Annotated in this window: 13 protein-coding genes and 1 pseudogene; 13 read left to right on the top strand and 1 reads right to left on the bottom strand. The window is 71.7% G+C overall.

Annotated features, from left to right (window positions below; all coding sequences use genetic code 11):
- The first annotated feature begins 96 nt into the window (after positions 1-96).
- From HNR28_RS08960 to HNR28_RS18805, 8 genes and pseudogenes are all read left to right on the top strand, one after another.
- A complete protein-coding gene (locus HNR28_RS08960) occupies positions 97-1,179 on the top strand; it encodes an MraY family glycosyltransferase (RefSeq protein ID WP_043687778.1) in 1,083 nt (360 codons plus the stop codon).
- A 57-nt stretch (positions 1,180-1,236) separates the two neighbouring features.
- Positions 1,237-2,511 (top strand): Vi polysaccharide biosynthesis UDP-N-acetylglucosamine C-6 dehydrogenase TviB, encoded by a 1,275-nt coding sequence (gene tviB / locus HNR28_RS08965; RefSeq protein ID WP_043684586.1) that lies wholly within the window; start codon positions 1,237-1,239, stop codon positions 2,509-2,511.
- A gap of 9 nt (positions 2,512-2,520) precedes the next feature.
- Positions 2,521-3,546, top strand: coding sequence for an SDR family oxidoreductase (locus tag HNR28_RS08970; RefSeq protein ID WP_043684583.1), 1,026 nt, complete (start codon positions 2,521-2,523; stop codon positions 3,544-3,546).
- Between the two features lie 43 nt (positions 3,547-3,589).
- Positions 3,590-4,936: a murein biosynthesis integral membrane protein MurJ gene (gene murJ, locus HNR28_RS08975; RefSeq protein ID WP_151025151.1), complete on the top strand. Its 1,347-nt coding sequence runs from the start codon at positions 3,590-3,592 to the stop codon at positions 4,934-4,936.
- 77 nt (positions 4,937-5,013) lie between these two features.
- Complete coding sequence (locus tag HNR28_RS08980) at positions 5,014-6,114, top strand: glycosyltransferase family 4 protein (RefSeq protein WP_043687775.1); 1,101 nt, start codon at positions 5,014-5,016, stop codon at positions 6,112-6,114.
- Between the two features lie 101 nt (positions 6,115-6,215).
- Positions 6,216-7,334 carry a glycosyltransferase gene (locus tag HNR28_RS08985; RefSeq protein WP_151025153.1) on the top strand — a complete coding sequence of 373 codons (1,119 nt, stop codon included), beginning with the start codon at positions 6,216-6,218 and terminating at the stop codon, positions 7,332-7,334.
- 140 nt (positions 7,335-7,474) lie between these two features.
- A pseudogene (locus HNR28_RS18800) lies at positions 7,475-8,452 on the top strand (glycosyltransferase); the annotation flags it as partial.
- Positions 8,453-8,683: 231 nt separating this feature from the next.
- Positions 8,684-9,799 (top strand): glycosyltransferase family 4 protein, encoded by a 1,116-nt coding sequence (locus HNR28_RS18805; RefSeq protein WP_322789934.1) that lies wholly within the window; start codon positions 8,684-8,686, stop codon positions 9,797-9,799.
- Between the two features lie 81 nt (positions 9,800-9,880).
- On the opposite strand, the gene hpaR is transcribed toward HNR28_RS18805, so the two are convergent.
- Positions 9,881-10,354 carry a homoprotocatechuate degradation operon regulator HpaR gene (hpaR, locus tag HNR28_RS08995; RefSeq protein WP_043684576.1) on the bottom strand — a complete coding sequence of 158 codons (474 nt, stop codon included), beginning with the start codon at positions 10,352-10,354 and terminating at the stop codon, positions 9,881-9,883.
- A gap of 156 nt (positions 10,355-10,510) precedes the next feature.
- Between hpaR and HNR28_RS09000 the strand changes: the two genes are divergently transcribed.
- Genes HNR28_RS09000 through HNR28_RS09020 form a run of 5 tightly spaced genes read left to right on the top strand, consistent with a single transcriptional unit; the run spans position 10,511 to position 14,910 of the window.
- On the top strand, positions 10,511-11,530 hold the full coding sequence (locus HNR28_RS09000) for a TRAP transporter substrate-binding protein (protein ID WP_151024220.1): 1,020 nt from the start codon (positions 10,511-10,513) through the stop codon (positions 11,528-11,530).
- Positions 11,531-11,548: 18 nt separating this feature from the next.
- Positions 11,549-12,109, top strand: coding sequence for a TRAP transporter small permease (locus HNR28_RS09005; protein WP_151024219.1), 561 nt, complete (start codon positions 11,549-11,551; stop codon positions 12,107-12,109).
- Positions 12,106-13,431 (top strand): TRAP transporter large permease, encoded by a 1,326-nt coding sequence (locus tag HNR28_RS09010; protein WP_043684570.1) that lies wholly within the window; start codon positions 12,106-12,108, stop codon positions 13,429-13,431. Before HNR28_RS09005 ends, HNR28_RS09010 begins: the two co-directional genes overlap by 4 nt.
- Before the next feature lie 46 nt (positions 13,432-13,477).
- Positions 13,478-14,143, top strand: coding sequence for a fumarylacetoacetate hydrolase family protein (locus HNR28_RS09015; protein ID WP_151024218.1), 666 nt, complete (start codon positions 13,478-13,480; stop codon positions 14,141-14,143).
- A complete protein-coding gene (locus tag HNR28_RS09020; protein ID WP_043684567.1) occupies positions 14,140-14,910 on the top strand; it encodes a fumarylacetoacetate hydrolase family protein in 771 nt (256 codons plus the stop codon). Before HNR28_RS09015 ends, HNR28_RS09020 begins: the two co-directional genes overlap by 4 nt.
- Positions 14,911-14,920: the final 10 nt, after the last annotated feature.

Consider the following 14,920-nt stretch of genomic DNA (forward strand, 5'->3'; position numbering starts at 1 on the left):
TTGGCCGATAATCTCGTTTTGCCCAACGGGATCGACTTGAACGCCGCCAATCTGTCCGCCACGCTCAGCTGGCCCCTCATCGGGATCGTGGCCTTCATGGTCGGCGGCCTGATCGTCGTGTCGGAGCGCTGGCACGGCCGCCTGACCGGCGATACGGACATGCACAAGCCCCAGGCCATGCATGCCCACGCGGCGCCCCGGGTCGGGGGGCTGGCGGTGGTGGCGGGCAGCCTGGCGGGCCTGCTGGTGCTGGGCCCCAGCAACATGACCCTCACCTGGCTGTGGCCGGCGCTGTTCGTGTCGGCGCTGCCGGTGTTCGTCGCCGGCCTGCTCGAAGACATCACCAAGGACATCGGCTCCGGCAAGCGCCTGCTGGCGGCCTTCGTGTCGGCCGCCATCGCCTGGTGGCTGCTGGGCGGCGTCTCGCGCGTGGGCCTGTCGTGGGCCGATGCGCTGCTGTCGGCCTGGCCGATCATCTCGCTGCTGTTCACCATGGTGGCGGTGGGCGGCTGCACGCACGCCCTGAACATCATCGACGGCATGAACGGCCTGGCGGGCATGATCGCCACCCTGATGGCGGTGTCGCTCGCCCTGGTCGCCTGGCAGGTCCAGGACATCCCCATCTTTCTCATCGCCACCTCGCTGGCGTCCGCGACCCTGGGCTTCCTGGTCTGGAACTTCCCCTTCGGCCGGGTGTTCCTGGGCGACGGCGGGGCGTATTTCGTCGGCTTCATGCTGGCCGAACTGGCCGTGCAGCTGGTGGTGCGCAATCCGGGGGTGTCGCCCTTCTACGCCCTGGCCGTGCTGTTCTATCCGGTCTTCGAGACCCTGTTTTCCATCTGGCGCCGCAAGTTCAAGCGCGGCGTGCCGGTCGACCAGCCCGACGCGCTGCACCTGCACCAGCTCGTGTTCCGCCGCCTGGTGCGCGTCACCTTCAGCCGGGACCGCCGCCACGCGCTGCCGGCGCTGTGCAACGCCATGACCTCGCCCTACCTGTGGGTGCTGGCCCTGATCGGGCTGGTGCCCGCCACGCTGTGGTGGGACAACGCCTGGCTCCTGTGCCTGAGCATGGGGGTCTTCGCCGCGGTCTACATCTGGCTGTACATCCGCCTGGTCACCTGGCGGCGGCCGCGCTGGCTGCTGCTGCCGTCCCTGGGCCGGGGCGTGCGGCGCGACTGAGCGCGGCGCGATTAAAATTCCATCCTGTCCAATCGGCATGATGCCGGGGAGAACCAAATGAACATTCAGGACGTCCGTCTGGCCGTCGTCGGTCTGGGATACGTGGGCCTGCCGCTGGCGGTCGAATTCGGCAAGCACCGCGACGTGCTGGGCTTCGACATCAACACGCGGCGCATCGAGGAACTGCGCGCCGGACGCGACCACACCCTGGAAGTCGACGGCCCCGAACTCGCCCAGGCCAGGCACCTGCGCTATTCGTCGGACCCCGCCGAGCTGGCCTCCGCCAACGTGTTCATCGTCACCGTCCCCACGCCCATCGACGAGTACAAGCAGCCGGACCTGACGCCCCTGGAGCGCGCCAGCGAGACCATCGGCCGCGTGCTCAAGCGCGGCGACATCGTCATCTACGAATCCACGGTCTACCCCGGCGCCACGGAAGAAGTCTGCGTGCCGGTGCTGGAGCGCATCTCCGGCCTTCGCTTCAACGTCGATTTCTACGCCGGCTACAGTCCCGAGCGCATCAACCCGGGCGACAAGCAGCACCGCGTCTCCACCATCCGCAAGGTCACCTCGGGCTCCACGCCCGAAGTCGCCGACCTGGTCGACGCGCTGTACCGCCAGATCATCACGGCGGGCACGCACAAGGCGCCCTCGATCAAGGTCGCCGAGGCCGCCAAGGTCATCGAAAATACCCAGCGCGACGTGAACATCGCCCTGATCAACGAACTGGCGCTGATCTTCAACCGCCTGGGCATCGACACGCTGGACGTGCTCGAAGCCGCCGGCACCAAATGGAATTTCCTGCCCTTCCGTCCGGGCCTGGTGGGCGGCCACTGCATCGGCGTCGATCCCTACTACCTGACCCACAAGGCGCAGTCCATCGGCTATCACCCGGAAATCATCCTGGCCGGCCGCCGCCTGAACGATTCCATGGGCAGCTACGTGGTGTCGCAGCTGGTCAAGGCCATGACCAAGCGCCGCATCCAGGTGCAGGGCTCGCGCGTGCTGGTGATGGGCCTGGCCTTCAAGGAAAACTGCCCCGACCTGCGCAACACCCGCGTGGTGGACATCGTGCGCGAGCTGGGCGAATACAGCATCGAGGTGGACGTCTACGATCCCTGGGTCGATCCGGCCGAGGCGCGGCACGAATACGGCATCACGCCGGTGGCCCAGCCGGCCGCGGGCGCCTACGACGGCATCATCCTGGCCGTGGCGCACCACCAGTTCGCCGCCATGGGGGCCGCCGCGCTGCGCGCGCTGGGCAAGCCCGAGCACGTGCTGTACGACCTGAAATACGTGCTCGCCGCCGGCGAGTCCGATCTGCGCCTCTGAGGTTCCGGCATGACATCCCGCTACGAATCCGTCCTCGCCGAACTGCGGGCGCAGCCCCGCACCTGGCTGGTGACGGGCTGCGCCGGCTTCATCGGCTCCAACCTGCTGGAAGCGCTGCTGGGCCTGGACCAGGCCGTCGTCGGCCTGGACGACTTCTCCACCGGCTACCAGCGCAACCTGGACGAGGTCGAGTCCCGCGTCGGCCCCGCGCGCTGGGCGCGCTTCCGCTTCATCGAGGGCGACATCCGCGACCTGGACACCTGCCGGCAGGCGGTCAAGGGCGTGCGCCACGTGCTGCACCAGGCGGCGCTGGGCTCGGTGCCGCGCTCGCTGCACGACCCGCTCACCACCAACGCGGTCAACGTCGGCGGCCAGCTCAACATGCTGGTGGCGGCGCGCGACGCCCAGGTCGAATCCTTCGTCTACGCGGCCTCCAGCTCCACCTACGGCGACCATCCCGGCCTGCCCAAGGTCGAGGACCAGATCGGCAAGCCGCTGTCGCCCTACGCCGTCACCAAGTACGTCAACGAGCTGTACGCCGACGTCTTCGCGCGCGCCTACGGCTTCAAGGCCGTCGGCCTGCGCTATTTCAACGTCTTCGGCCAGCGCCAGGACCCGGACGGCGCCTATGCGGCCGTGATCCCGAAATGGGTGTCGGCCATGATCCGCGACCAGGAAGTCGTGATCAACGGCGACGGCGAGACCAGCCGCGATTTCTGCTACATCGACAACGTCGTCCAGGCCAACGTGCTGGCGTCCCTGGCCGGCCCGGAAGGCGTCAACCAGGTCTACAACGTCGCCTTCAACGCCCGCACCTCGCTCAACCAGCTCTTCGAGCTGCTGCGCGACATCCTGGGGCGCAACGGCGTGGCCTACGCGCGCGCGCCGCGCCACGGCGATTTCCGCGCGGGCGACGTGCGCCATTCCCAGGCCGACATCGCCAAGGCGCGCGGCCTGCTGGGCTACGACCCCCAGTTCGACATCCTGCGGGGCCTGGAGGTCGCCATGCCCTGGTACGTCCGGTTCCTGCGTTGACCGGGGACGTGCGGACCGGATCCTCGTTTGCGAGGCTGACGTGATCGCGCCGCTCAAGCGCCGGCTGGCGGGCCTGCACGCCGACCACCGCCGCATCGCCCTGGGCGCGGCCCGCGTCGCCTTCTTCCTGCTGATGGGCAAGGCGGTGGGCGCGGTCAAGGAAATGGCGGTGGCCTACCGCTACGGCGTCAGCGACGCGGTGGACGCCTACCAGTTCACCCTGACGATCGCCAACTGGCTGCCGGTGACGCTGGTCGGGGCCTGTTCCGTGGTGCTGATCCCGGCCCTGGTGCGCAGCCGCCAGGGGGAACCGGCCCTGCACGGCCGCTTCCTGGGCGAGCTGCAGGCCTGGGCCTGGGCGCTGGGCGCCGCGGCGGCCGTCCTGCTGGGGCTCGCCTGGCCGATGGTCCTGGACGTGGCGGGGCAGGGCCTGTCGCCCGCGGTGCGCGACATGAGCCTGCTGCTGATCCTGGGCTTCGCGCCGGCCGCCTTCTTCACGATCTGGACCGGGCTGGGCGCGGCGCGCCTGCGGGCGCACGAGCGCCACATCAACACCCTGCTCGACAGCGTGCCGGCCCTGGCGATCCTGGTCTGCGTGCTGGCCGCGCCCGTGGGCGCGGGCATCCTGCCGCTGCTCTGGGGCACGCTGCTGGGCTACGCCATCCAGGCCGTCTGGCAGGACGCCCTGGCGCGGCGCGCGGACCGCGTCCCGATGCGGCCGCGCCTGAGCCGGCACGCGCCGCAATGGTCCAGCCTGGCCGCCGCCGCGGGCATCATGCTGGTCGGCCAGCTGGCCATGAGCTTCGTCGGCCCCATCGACCAGTACACGGCCGCCGGGCTGGGTGCCAACGCCAACGCCACCCTGGGCTACGCGGCGCGGCTGCTGTCGCTGATGATCGGGCTGGGGGCGGCCTCGGTCGGCCGCGCGGCCCTGCCGGTGCTGGCCGACATCCAGGCGCGCGGCGACGCGGCGCACGCCCGCGCCATGGCGCTGAAATGGTCGTTCGTCCTGCTGGCGCTCGGCGCCTGCGTGGTGCTGGCCGGCTGGTGGCTGGCGCCGTGGCTGGTGTCGCTGCTGTTCGAGCGCGGCGCCTTCACGGCGCAGGACACGATCGCCGTGGCGCACGTGCTGCGCTGGGGCATGCTCCAGCTGCCGTTCTATTTCGGCGTGCTGATCCTGGTGCAACTGCTGGCCAGCCAGAACCGCTACGGCTGGATGGCCGCGATCGCCGTCCTGAATTTCGGCCTCAAGGCCTGGATGAACACCGTGCTCGCGCCTTCCATGGGCGCGGCGGGCATCATGCTGGCGACCGCCCTGATGTACGCCCTGTCCTACGTCTGCTACCTGGGCCTGGCCTGGCGCGTGCGGCCGTCGGGGGAGGCGCCATGAACGCGCCGGAGCGCCCCCTGCGCGAATCCGGCGGCGCGCCGCCCGCAGCCGGGCCGGCCGCCGACCGGATCGATCTGATGATCGTCATCCATTCGCTGCGCGGCGGCGGCGCCGAGCGCGTGGCCGTGGACCTGGCCGCCGCCTGGCGGGCGCGCGGCTGCCGGGTGATGATCGTGACCCAGACGGACGACCGCCAGGACGCCTATCCGCTGCCCGACGGCGTGCGGCGCCACGCCCTGGGGCTGGCCGGCGAGAGCGCGGGCCCGCTGGGCGCCCTGTGGGGCAACCTGCTGCGGGTCGCGGCGCTGCGCCGGCTGGTGCGCCGCCACCGTCCGGCCGTGGTGCTGGGCATGATGACCCGGGGCTCGGTGCTGGCCGTGCTGGCCGCGCGCGGGCGCAGCCGCGTGATCGCCACCGAGCACGCCCATCCGCCCAGCCTGCCGCTGCCGGCGTTCTGGGAACGGCTGCGCCGCTGGACCTACCCGCGCGCCGACGCGGTCATCGCCCTGACCCGGGGGACGGCGCAGTGGCTCGACGCGCACCTGCCCGGGGTGCGCGCCCAGGTCATCCCCAATGCCGTGCGCTGGCCGCTGGCCGACGGCGAGCCCGTGCTGGAGCCGCCGCCCGCGCCTGGCCGGCGCCGGCTGCTGGCCGTGGGCCGGCTGCATCCGGTCAAGGGCTTCGACGGCCTGCTGCGGGCCTTCGCCCAGCTGGCGGGGCCGTTTCCCGACTGGGACCTGACCATCCTGGGCGAGGGCGAGCAGCGCGGGGAACTCGAAGCCCTGCGCGACGGACTCGGCCTGGCCGGGCGCGTCAGCCTGCCGGGGCGCGTGGGCAACATGGCGGCCTGGTACGGCGCCTCGGACCTGTACGTGCTCAGCTCCCAGGCCGAGGGCCTGTCCAACACCCTGATCGAGGCCATGGCCTGCGGCCTGCCGTGCGTGGCCACCGATTGCGACACCGGTCCGCGGGAAATCATCCGCGAGGGCCTGGACGGCCTGCTGGTCCGGCCGATCGACGATCCGGACGCCCTGGCGGCCGGCCTGGCGACGCTGATGGCCGATGCCGGCCTGCGGGCGCGGCTGGCCGGCCGCGCCGTCGATGCGCGCGACCGCTTCGGCACCGCGCGCATCATGGCCTTGTGGGAACAGGTGTTCCAGGGCCGGAGGGTGAACTAGTGTCCCGTCCCGATGCGCATGAATGCGTGTCCCGTTCCGGGGCCGATGCGCGCGCCGCCGGGCCGGGGCGCCCCCGGCGCATCCTGTTCCTCGTCAGCTCCATGCACGGTGGCGGCGCCGAGCGCGTGGCCGCCACCCTGGCCAACGCCTGGGCGCGGCGCGGCGACGAAGTCACCCTGGTGTGCTGCTATTCCGGACGCGGGCGCTGCGACCAGGTCCTGGACCCGGCCGTGCGCCTGCTGTGGCTGGCCGACCGGGTGCGCGGCCCGGCCTGGCTGCGGCCCGTCGCCAAGCTCGCCGCCCTGCGGCGCCTGGCGCGGGAATGCCGGCCGGACCGGGTGTTGTCCTTCCTGACCAACGTCAACGTGACGGCGCTGCTCGCCCTGCGCGGCCTGGGCCTGCCCATCGTCGTCGGCGAACGCACCGATCCGGCCCACAGCGTCAACCTGGAACCCGTCCTGCGCCGGCTGCGGCGCTGGACCTATCCCTGGGCGCGCCGCGTCGCCGTGCAGACCCGCCGCGGCGCGGTCCACCTGCTGCGGGTCGCGCCGGGCGTGCGCCGCCTGGCGGTGATCCCCAATCCGCTGCCCGACGGCCTGCCCGCGTGCCGCGCCCGGGAGCCGGCGGGGCCGCGCTACACGCTGGCCGCGCTGGGGCGCTTCAATCCCGTCAAGCAGTTCGACCGGCTGATCGAGTGCTTCGCCGCGCTCGCCCCGCAATGCCCGGACTGGGACCTGTGCATCTGGGGCGACGGCGCCCAGCGCGACGCCTGCCTGCGGCGCGTCCGCGAACTGGGGCTGGAATCCCGCATCCGGCTGCCCGGCTTCAGCCGGACCCCCTGGGAGGACCTGGCCGCGGCCCATGCCTTCGTGCTGAATTCCCGCGTCGAGGGTTTCCCCAACGCGTTGCTCGAAGCCATGGCCCTGGGCCTGCCCTGCGTGGCGACGGACTGCCCCTCGGGGCCGTCGGAGCTGACGCTGGGCGGCCGCCTGGCCGAGCTGGTGCCCCTGGACGACGAGGCGGCCCTGGGCGCGGCCCTGCTGCGGGTGATGCGTGCCGCCCCCGCCGAGCGCGAGGCCCGCGGCCGGGCGGCGGCCGGGTCGGTGCGGTCCCGCTACGGGCTGGACGCCGTCCTGCGGGCCTGGGATGATGCCTGGACGGAGGCGGACGGGACGATCGGCGCGGCGGACGGGGACGATGCGCCCCGCCCGGCGCCTTGATGCCGCCCGATGGCTCCGATGGTCGAGGAAACCTCATGAATGGAAACGAAGCGGGCCTGCCCGCCACTCCCTCGCCGGACGGCGAGTCCGCGCCCGCGGCGCAGCAGGCCTCTGCGGCGCAGCAGGCCCCCCTGCAAGTCATGCACGTGATTTCCGGCCTGCTGCACGGCGGCGCCGAGACCGTGCTGTTGCGTCTGGCCACGGCCCCGGGCGGCACGGTCCGGCACACGGTGGTGTCCATGCGCGGCGAAGGCGTCATGGGCGCGCGGCTGCGCGCGGCCGGCGTCGAGGTGGTCTGCCTGGACATGCAGGGCTGGGCCGGCGGCCTGCGGGGCCTGTGGCGGCTCTACCGGCTGCTGCGCGAGCGCCGTCCCGACGTGGTGCAGACCTGGATGTACCACGCCGACCTGATCGGCGGCCTCGCGGCGCGCCTGGCCGGCATCCGCGCCGTGGCCTGGGGCGTGCGCAATTCGGGCGTCAGCCTGGGCGAGAGCAGCCGCTCCTCCCGTATCGCGGCCTGGGCCTGCGCGCGGGTGTCGGCCTGGGTGCCGGGCGTCATCGTCGCCTGCGCGCGCAAGGCGGCCGAGGTCCACCGGGCCTGGGGCTACCGCGCCGACCGGGTGCTGGTGGTGCCCAACGGCTACGACCTGGACGTCTGGCATCCGGATGCGGCAGGCGCCGCCGAACTGCGCGCCCGCTGGGGCGTGCCCGAGGGCGCGCCGCTGCTGGGCAGCGTGGCGCGCTGGAATCCCCTGAAGGACCATGAAAACCTGCTGGCGGCGCTGGCCCTGTGCGTGCGCGCCCATCCGGACCTGCGCTGCGTGCTGATCGGGCTGGGCATGTCGCGCGACAACGCCGAACTGATCGCCCTGGCGCGGCATTACGGCCTGCTGGACCACCTGGTCTTCCTGGGGCGGCGCGACGACGTCCCGGAACTGATGCGGGCGCTGGACATCCACGTGCTGTCGAGCAAGGCCGAAGGCTTTCCCAACGTGGTCTCCGAGGCCATGGCCTCCGGCGTGGCCTGCGTGGTGACCGACGTGGGCGACGCGGCGGACATCGTGGGCGAACACGGCTGGGTGGTGCCGCCGGGCGACGCGGTGGCCCTGGCGGGCGCCATCGACCAGGCGGCGCGCGCCGTGCGCGAGCCGCAGTGGCCGGCGCGGCGCGACGCGGCGCGCGCCTCCGTCGAACGGCGCTACAGCCTGCAGGCCATGGTGGAGCGCTACGAGACCGTCTGGCGCCGGCTGGCCGCCGATTTCCCGGCGGGCGGGGCGGGGCGGGCGGCGGCCGGGGCCAGGACCCCGGCTCGCGCGGAGGTCGCGCCGGCGGGCGGCCCGCCCCCCCGGCTGCTCTTCTTCATCACCAATCCGGCGTTCCTGCTGTCGCACCGGCTGCCGGTCGCCCTGGCCGCCCGGGACGCGGGCTACGAAGTCCACGTCGCGTCCATGGGCGGGCCGGCGGTGGCGCAGATCGAGGCGCTGGGCCTCGCGCACCACGTCCTGCCCCTGTCGCGCACCAGCATGCGGCCCTGGACCGAGGCCCGCAGCCTGTGGGCGGTCTGGCGCCTGTTCCGCCGGCTGCGGCCCGGCCTGGTGCACGCCGTCACCCTCAAGTCCGTGCTCTACGGCGGCATCGCCGCGCGCCTGGCCGGCGTGCCCGCCTACGTCGCGGCGATTTCCGGCCTGGGCTACGTGTTCATCCAGGGATCGGGCGTGCGCGGCGTCCTCAAGCGCCTGGCCCTGGTCCTGTACCGCCTGGCCCTGGGGCACCCGAACAGCCGGGTGATCTTCCAGAACACCGCCGACCGCGACGTGCTGGAGCGGGCCGGCGCCGTGCGCCCCGGCCAGGCGGTGCTGGTGCGCGGCTCGGGCGTCGATCTGGACCGGTTCGCGCCGCGGCCCTGGCCCGCCGGGCCCGTGACCGTCGCGATGGCCAGCAGGCTGCTGCACGACAAGGGCGTGCGGGAATTCGTCGAGGCGGCCCGGATGTCCGCGGCGCGCGGCGACGGGCTGCGCTGGCGCCTGGCCGGCAGCCTGGATCCGGACAATCCCGCGTCGGTGACGGCCGGGGAGCTGGAAGCCTGGCGCGCGGAAGGCGCGATCGAGTACGTGGGCGAATGCGCGGACGTCGCCGGCTTCTACGCCCAGGCCCACATCGTGACGCTGCCGTCCTACCGCGAGGGCCTGCCCAAGTCCCTGATCGAGGCGGCCGCCTGCGGCCGGCCGGTGGTGACCACCGACGTGCCGGGCTGCCGGGACGCGATCGAGTCCGGCGTCAGCGGCGTGCTGGTGCCGCCCCGGGACGCGCGCGCCCTGGCCGACGCGGTCGCGGCCCTGGCGCGGGACGAGGCCTTGCGCGTCCGCATGGGCGCCGCGGGCCGGGCGCTGGCGGAGCGCGATTTCGGCCTGGACCGGATCGTCCGGGCGCACCTGGACGTGTACCGGGCACTGGCCGGACGGTGATCCGCGCCGCGCCGGCCCGCGTGCCGCCGCCCCGCGCTGCGTGGCCCGGCGCGCCGCCGGCGGGGCGTGCGGCGCGCGGCTTCAGTCTTCCGTATCCAGCGGCGGCAGCTCGACGGCCGGAACCCGGTCCAGCGGCGCGCTCAGCAGGCGGTCGATCTGGGCGTAGGTCTGGTCGATGAGGTCGCGCCCGATGGCGGCCTCGATCAGCTGGTACTGGGCCTCGACCAGCGGGGCGATCCGGTCGTAGACCGCCTCGCCCTGCGGCGTCAGGCTGATGATGATCCGGCGCTGGTCGTGCGGCGCGCGCTCGCGCACCACCAGTTCCTGCATCTGCATCCGGTTCAGCACGCCGACCATGCTCGGGCTGAGGATCTGGCAGGCGTCGCACAGCTGATTGGGTTCCAGGGGACCCTGCTCGCGCAGGCTGCGCACGATCCGCCATTGCTGCTCGGTCAGGCCGTAGTGCGTCAGGATTCCCCGGAAATGCCCCAGCAGCGCATCGCGTGCCTTCAGCAGCAGTTGCGGCAGGTTGCGGTGGATTTTCGGTGTGCTCATGTGTCTCCCGTTCCCAGGGTGGTTTCCATACTTGACTTGCTAATATGTTAGCTTTATAGTGGCTGAAAATAACAATAACATGTTAGTGAATCCTTGGCTGTATCCAGCCGATGCTCATAGAACGTCCATAGAACCCGTTCCCTTCGGAGAAGACACATGCAACGACGACTCGCCGCACTGGCCCTGGCCTTGGGCGCTTCCATCGGCAACCCCGCCGCCGCCCAGGAAGTCACCCTCAAGATCGCCCATTTCCTGCCGTCGGCCGCCGCGGCACAGCAAATGGTACTCGAACCCTGGTGCGCCACGCTGGCCCAGGAATCGTCCGGCCGCATCGGTTGCCAGATCTACCCCGCCATGCAGCTGGGCGGCACGCCGGGCCAGCTGGCCGACCAGGCCCTGCGCGGCGTGGCCGACATCGTCTGGACGGCGCCCGGCTATTCGGCGGGCCGCTTCCCGGCCATCGAAGCCATGGAGCTGCCCTTCGTCGTCAGGGATGCCGCCAGCGGCAGCCGCGCCGCCTGGAATTTCTACGAGCAGTACGCCCAGCAGGAATTCTCCAAGTACAAGGTGCTGGCCGTGCACGTGGACGGCGGCGTGGCCCTGCACACCTCCAAGCGGGCCATCGCCAGCCTCGGAGACTTCAAGGGCCTGAAGCTGCGCACGCCCACGCGCATGGCCTCCAAGACCCTGGCCGCCCTGGGCGGCGAGCCGGTCTCCATGCCGCCGGGCCAGGTCACCGAAGCCATTTCCAAGGGCGTGGTCGACGGCGCCATGGGCGCCTGGGAAGTCGTGCTGCCCACCAAGCTGGACGAGGTGACCAAATATCATGCGCAGCCGGCCGCCGGCCAGGCCTATCCCGCCGCCACGGTGCTGGTGCTGCTGATGAACCGGCAGAAGTACGATGGCCTGGCGCCCGACCTGAAGGCGGTCATCGACCGCAACAGCGGCCCGGCCCTGGTCGAGCGCTTCGGCAAGGTCTGGGATGACGTGGCCGCGCAGACGCAGGCCAAGGTGCGCGCCGCCGGCGGCCAGGTGGTCGACATCAGCGAAGCCGATCTCAGCGCCATGAAGAACGCCGCCCGCGCGGTCGATACCGAGTGGCGCGCGGAAATGGACAAGAAGGGCCTGGACGGCACGAAGCTGTCCGAAGCCGCGCACGCGCTGGCGCGCCAATAACCGAACCGGGTTCAGATCATGGACTACACCGGAACCGAACTGGCCCGCTGCAGCCGGGGCTGGCAGATCCTGAATCGGCTGGCCACGGGGCTGGCCCTGGGCGGCGGGATGCTGTTCATCCTGCTGGTGGGCATGTCGCTGGTTTCCATCGTCGGGCGCAAGCTGGGCTTCGGCTCGATCACCGGCGACGTGGAGATGATGCAGGTGGGCACGGCGGTGGCCGCCGCCGCCTTCCTGCCGTACTGCACGCTGGTGGGCGATCACCTGCGCGTCGATCTGTTCACCGAGCGGCTGCCGGCCACCACCAAGAGCCGCATCGACGCCGCCTGCGAGTGCCTGCTGGTGGCGGCCATGCTGGTGCTGGCCTGGCGCACCGCGCTGTCGGCCGCGCACCTGCGCGAGACGGGCGACTTCACCACCCTGCTGGGCCTGCCGATCTGGATTCCCGTGGCCGCCATCGTGCCCAGCCTGCTGCTGACGACGCTGTGCGCGCTGTGGCGCGTGCGCGCGGCGCTCGGACATGCGCGCTACCTGGGCCGGCGCGAGCAGATGGCCGTCGATCATGGGGTGTCGGCATGAGCGGGATGGCGGTGGGCCTGAGCGGTCTCGCAGGGCTGTTGGTATTGCTGGTGTTCCGGGTGCAGATCGCGGTGGCGATGCTGCTGGCCGGGGCGGTGATCTATGTGGCCTCCAGCGACTGGGCCTTGAACGGGCTGCTGTACACGCTCAGCGACCTGGTCTATGCGCGCCTGTCGAACTACGACCTGGCGGTGGTGCCGCTGTTCATCCTGATGGGGCAGTTCGCCACGCACGGCGGGCTGTCCAAGGCGCTGTTCGATGCGGCCGGCAAGCTGATCGGGCACTGGCGCGGGGGCATGGCGATGGCCTCGGTGGCGGCGTGCGCCTCGTTCGGGGCGATCTGCGGCTCCTCGCTGGCGACCGCCGCCACGATGGGGCAGGTGGCGCTGCCCGAGCTGCGCGCGCACGGCTACTCGGGGCGCCTGGCCACGGGCACGCTGGCGGCCAGCGGCACGCTGGGCATCCTGATCCCGCCCTCGGTGCCACTGATCATCTACGCGGTGCTGGTGCAGGATTCCATCGGCAAGCTGTTCATGGCGGCGGTGATCCCGGGCATCCTGGCCGCGCTGGGCTACCTGATCGTGATCCGCATCCTGGTCACGCGCGATCCGGCCTCCGGTCCCACGGGGACCAAGGCGCCGCGGGCCGAGGCGCTGGCCGCGCTGCTGCGCACGGTGCCGATCATGCTGGTGTTCGTGGTGGTGGTGGTGGGGATCTACGGCGGCTGGGCCAATCCGACCGAGGCGGCCTCGATCGGGGCGGGGGCCTGCGGGCTGATCGCGCTGGCCGGCGGCATGCGCTGGGAGGGCACGCGTCAGAGCCTGCTGGGCACGGCGCGGGTGACGGGCATGATCTTCATGGTGCTGATCGGCGCGGACCTGCTCAACTCCTCGCTGGCGCTGTCGCAGATGCCGCACGAGCTGGCGCAGTGGGTGATCGACAGCGGGCTGTCGCCGATGATGGTGCTGTTTGCGATCCTGCTGATCTACATTCTGCTGGGCTGCGTGATGGACTCGCTGGCGATGATCCTGCTGACGATCCCGATCTTCTATCCGATGATCATGGGGCTGGACTTCTTCGGCCTGTCGGCGGGCGACAAGTCGGTGTGGTTCGGCATCATGACGCTGATGGTGGTGGAGATCGGGCTGGTGCACCCGCCGGTGGGCATGAACCTGTACATCATCAACAAGCTGGCCAAGGACGTGCCCATGAAGGAGACGGCGCTGGGGGTGATGCCCTTCCTGGCGTCCGATTTCCTGCGGATCATCGTGCTGGCGCTGTTCCCGGGCATCACCCTGTGGCTGATCCACGCGCTGGGCTAGGGCGCATGCGCGCGGCTCCCGGCAAACCCGCATCCGTAGACGAGACATGATCGAAACCGAAACCCTCCTGCCTTCCGACGCCGCCGTGTACGGCGTCATCATGAACGACTCCGCCAGCGTGTCGCGGCTGGGCGAGGCCGCGCTGCAGCCGCCCTACAAGGGCCTGCCCGCCGCCCCGGTCCTGTACATCAAGCCGCGCAACACCTGGGCGGCGGACGGCAGCGTGGTGCGCCTGCCGCGCGGCGAGTCCGCGGTCGAGGTCGGCGCCGTCGTCGGCCTGCGCATGGGCCGCGACGCCGCCCGGCTGCGGCCGGAATCGGCCCTGGAGGCCGTCGACGCCTGCCTGCTGGCCGCCGACCTGAGCCTGCCGCACGCCGACTACTACCGCCCGGCCATCCGCCAGAAATGCTTCGACGGATCCCTGCCCATGCGGCTGCTGCCGGCGCAGGCCGGCGCGCTGCAGTCCCTGACGCTCCAGACCTGGATCGACGGCGTCCGGTGCGACGAGCGCCGCCTGGCCGACCTGCTGCGCGCGCCGGCCCGGCTGCTGGCCGACGTGACCGAATTCATGACCTTGCGCCAGGGCGACGTGCTGCTGACCGGGGTCGTCTATCAATCGCCCGTGGCCCGCACGGGCTCCACCGTACGCGTCGAAGCGCCGGGCCTGGCCCGGCTGGAATTCACCGTGCGGACCGAGGAGGAATCGGCATGAAACACGCACGCATCGCCTGGCAGGGGGCGGTCCGCCCGGCTACGGTCGAGGACGACGGCACGCTGCGCCTGGCCGACGGCCGCGCGGCGCCCGCGGAGGAAGTCATCTGGCTGCCGCCGGTGCGGATCTGCACGGCCTTCGCGCTCGGGCTGAACTACGCCGACCACGCCGCGGAGCTGGCCTTCAAGGCGCCCGAGGTCCCGCTGGTCTTCCTGAAGGGCCCCAATACCTTCATCGGCCACCGCGCCGCCACCCACCGGCCGGACGGGGTGAAAAGCATGCACTACGAGTGCGAGCTGGCCGTGGTCATCGGACGCGGCGGGCGCGGCATCCGCCGCGAGCACGCCTACGAGCACGTCGCCGGCTACACCGTGGCCAACGACTACGCCATCCGCGACTACCTGGAAAACTGGTACCGCCCCAACCTGCGGGTCAAGAACCGCGACGGCTGCACGCCCATCGGGCCCTGGATGGTCGACCGCGACGACGTGCCCGATCCCATGGCCCTGAAGCTGTGCACGCGCATCAACGGCCAGGTCGTGCAGCAGGGCACGACCGCCGACATGATCTTCGACGTGCCGTTCCTGATCGAATACCTGTCGGCCTTCATGACCCTGTCGCCGGGCGACGTGATCCTGACCGGCACCCCGCAGGGGCTGGCCGAGACCCGGCCCGGCGACGTGGTCGAGACCGAGATCGAATCCGTGGGCTGCCTGGTCAACACCATCGTGGGCGACGAGGCCGGCCATTCTCAAACCGCTGACTAGGGATGAATCT

The sequence above is a fragment of the Castellaniella defragrans genome (assembly GCF_014203015.1).
GTDB classification, from domain to species: domain Bacteria; phylum Pseudomonadota; class Gammaproteobacteria; order Burkholderiales; family Burkholderiaceae_B; genus Castellaniella; species Castellaniella defragrans.

Excerpts from the sequence above, each read along its gene's own strand:
- HNR28_RS09015 (WP_151024218.1), top strand. The coding sequence starts at position 13,478 with ATGATCGAAACCGAAACCCTCCTGCCTTCCGACGCCGCCGTGTACGGC.
- HNR28_RS09010 (WP_043684570.1), top strand. The coding sequence starts at position 12,106 with ATGAGCGGGATGGCGGTGGGCCTGAGCGGTCTCGCAGGGCTGTTGGTA.
- HNR28_RS09000 (WP_151024220.1), top strand. The coding sequence starts at position 10,511 with ATGCAACGACGACTCGCCGCACTGGCCCTGGCCTTGGGCGCTTCCATC.
- HNR28_RS08980 (WP_043687775.1), top strand. The coding sequence starts at position 5,014 with ATGATCGTCATCCATTCGCTGCGCGGCGGCGGCGCCGAGCGCGTGGCC.
- HNR28_RS08970 (WP_043684583.1), top strand. The coding sequence starts at position 2,521 with ATGACATCCCGCTACGAATCCGTCCTCGCCGAACTGCGGGCGCAGCCC.
- hpaR (WP_043684576.1), bottom strand. The coding sequence starts at position 10,354 with ATGAGCACACCGAAAATCCACCGCAACCTGCCGCAACTGCTGCTGAAG.
- HNR28_RS09020 (WP_043684567.1), top strand. The coding sequence starts at position 14,140 with ATGAAACACGCACGCATCGCCTGGCAGGGGGCGGTCCGCCCGGCTACG.
- HNR28_RS08960 (WP_043687778.1), top strand. The coding sequence starts at position 97 with ATGGTCGGCGGCCTGATCGTCGTGTCGGAGCGCTGGCACGGCCGCCTG.
- HNR28_RS08985 (WP_151025153.1), top strand. The coding sequence starts at position 6,216 with ATGCACGGTGGCGGCGCCGAGCGCGTGGCCGCCACCCTGGCCAACGCC.
- tviB (WP_043684586.1), top strand. The coding sequence starts at position 1,237 with ATGAACATTCAGGACGTCCGTCTGGCCGTCGTCGGTCTGGGATACGTG.
- HNR28_RS09005 (WP_151024219.1), top strand. The coding sequence starts at position 11,549 with ATGGACTACACCGGAACCGAACTGGCCCGCTGCAGCCGGGGCTGGCAG.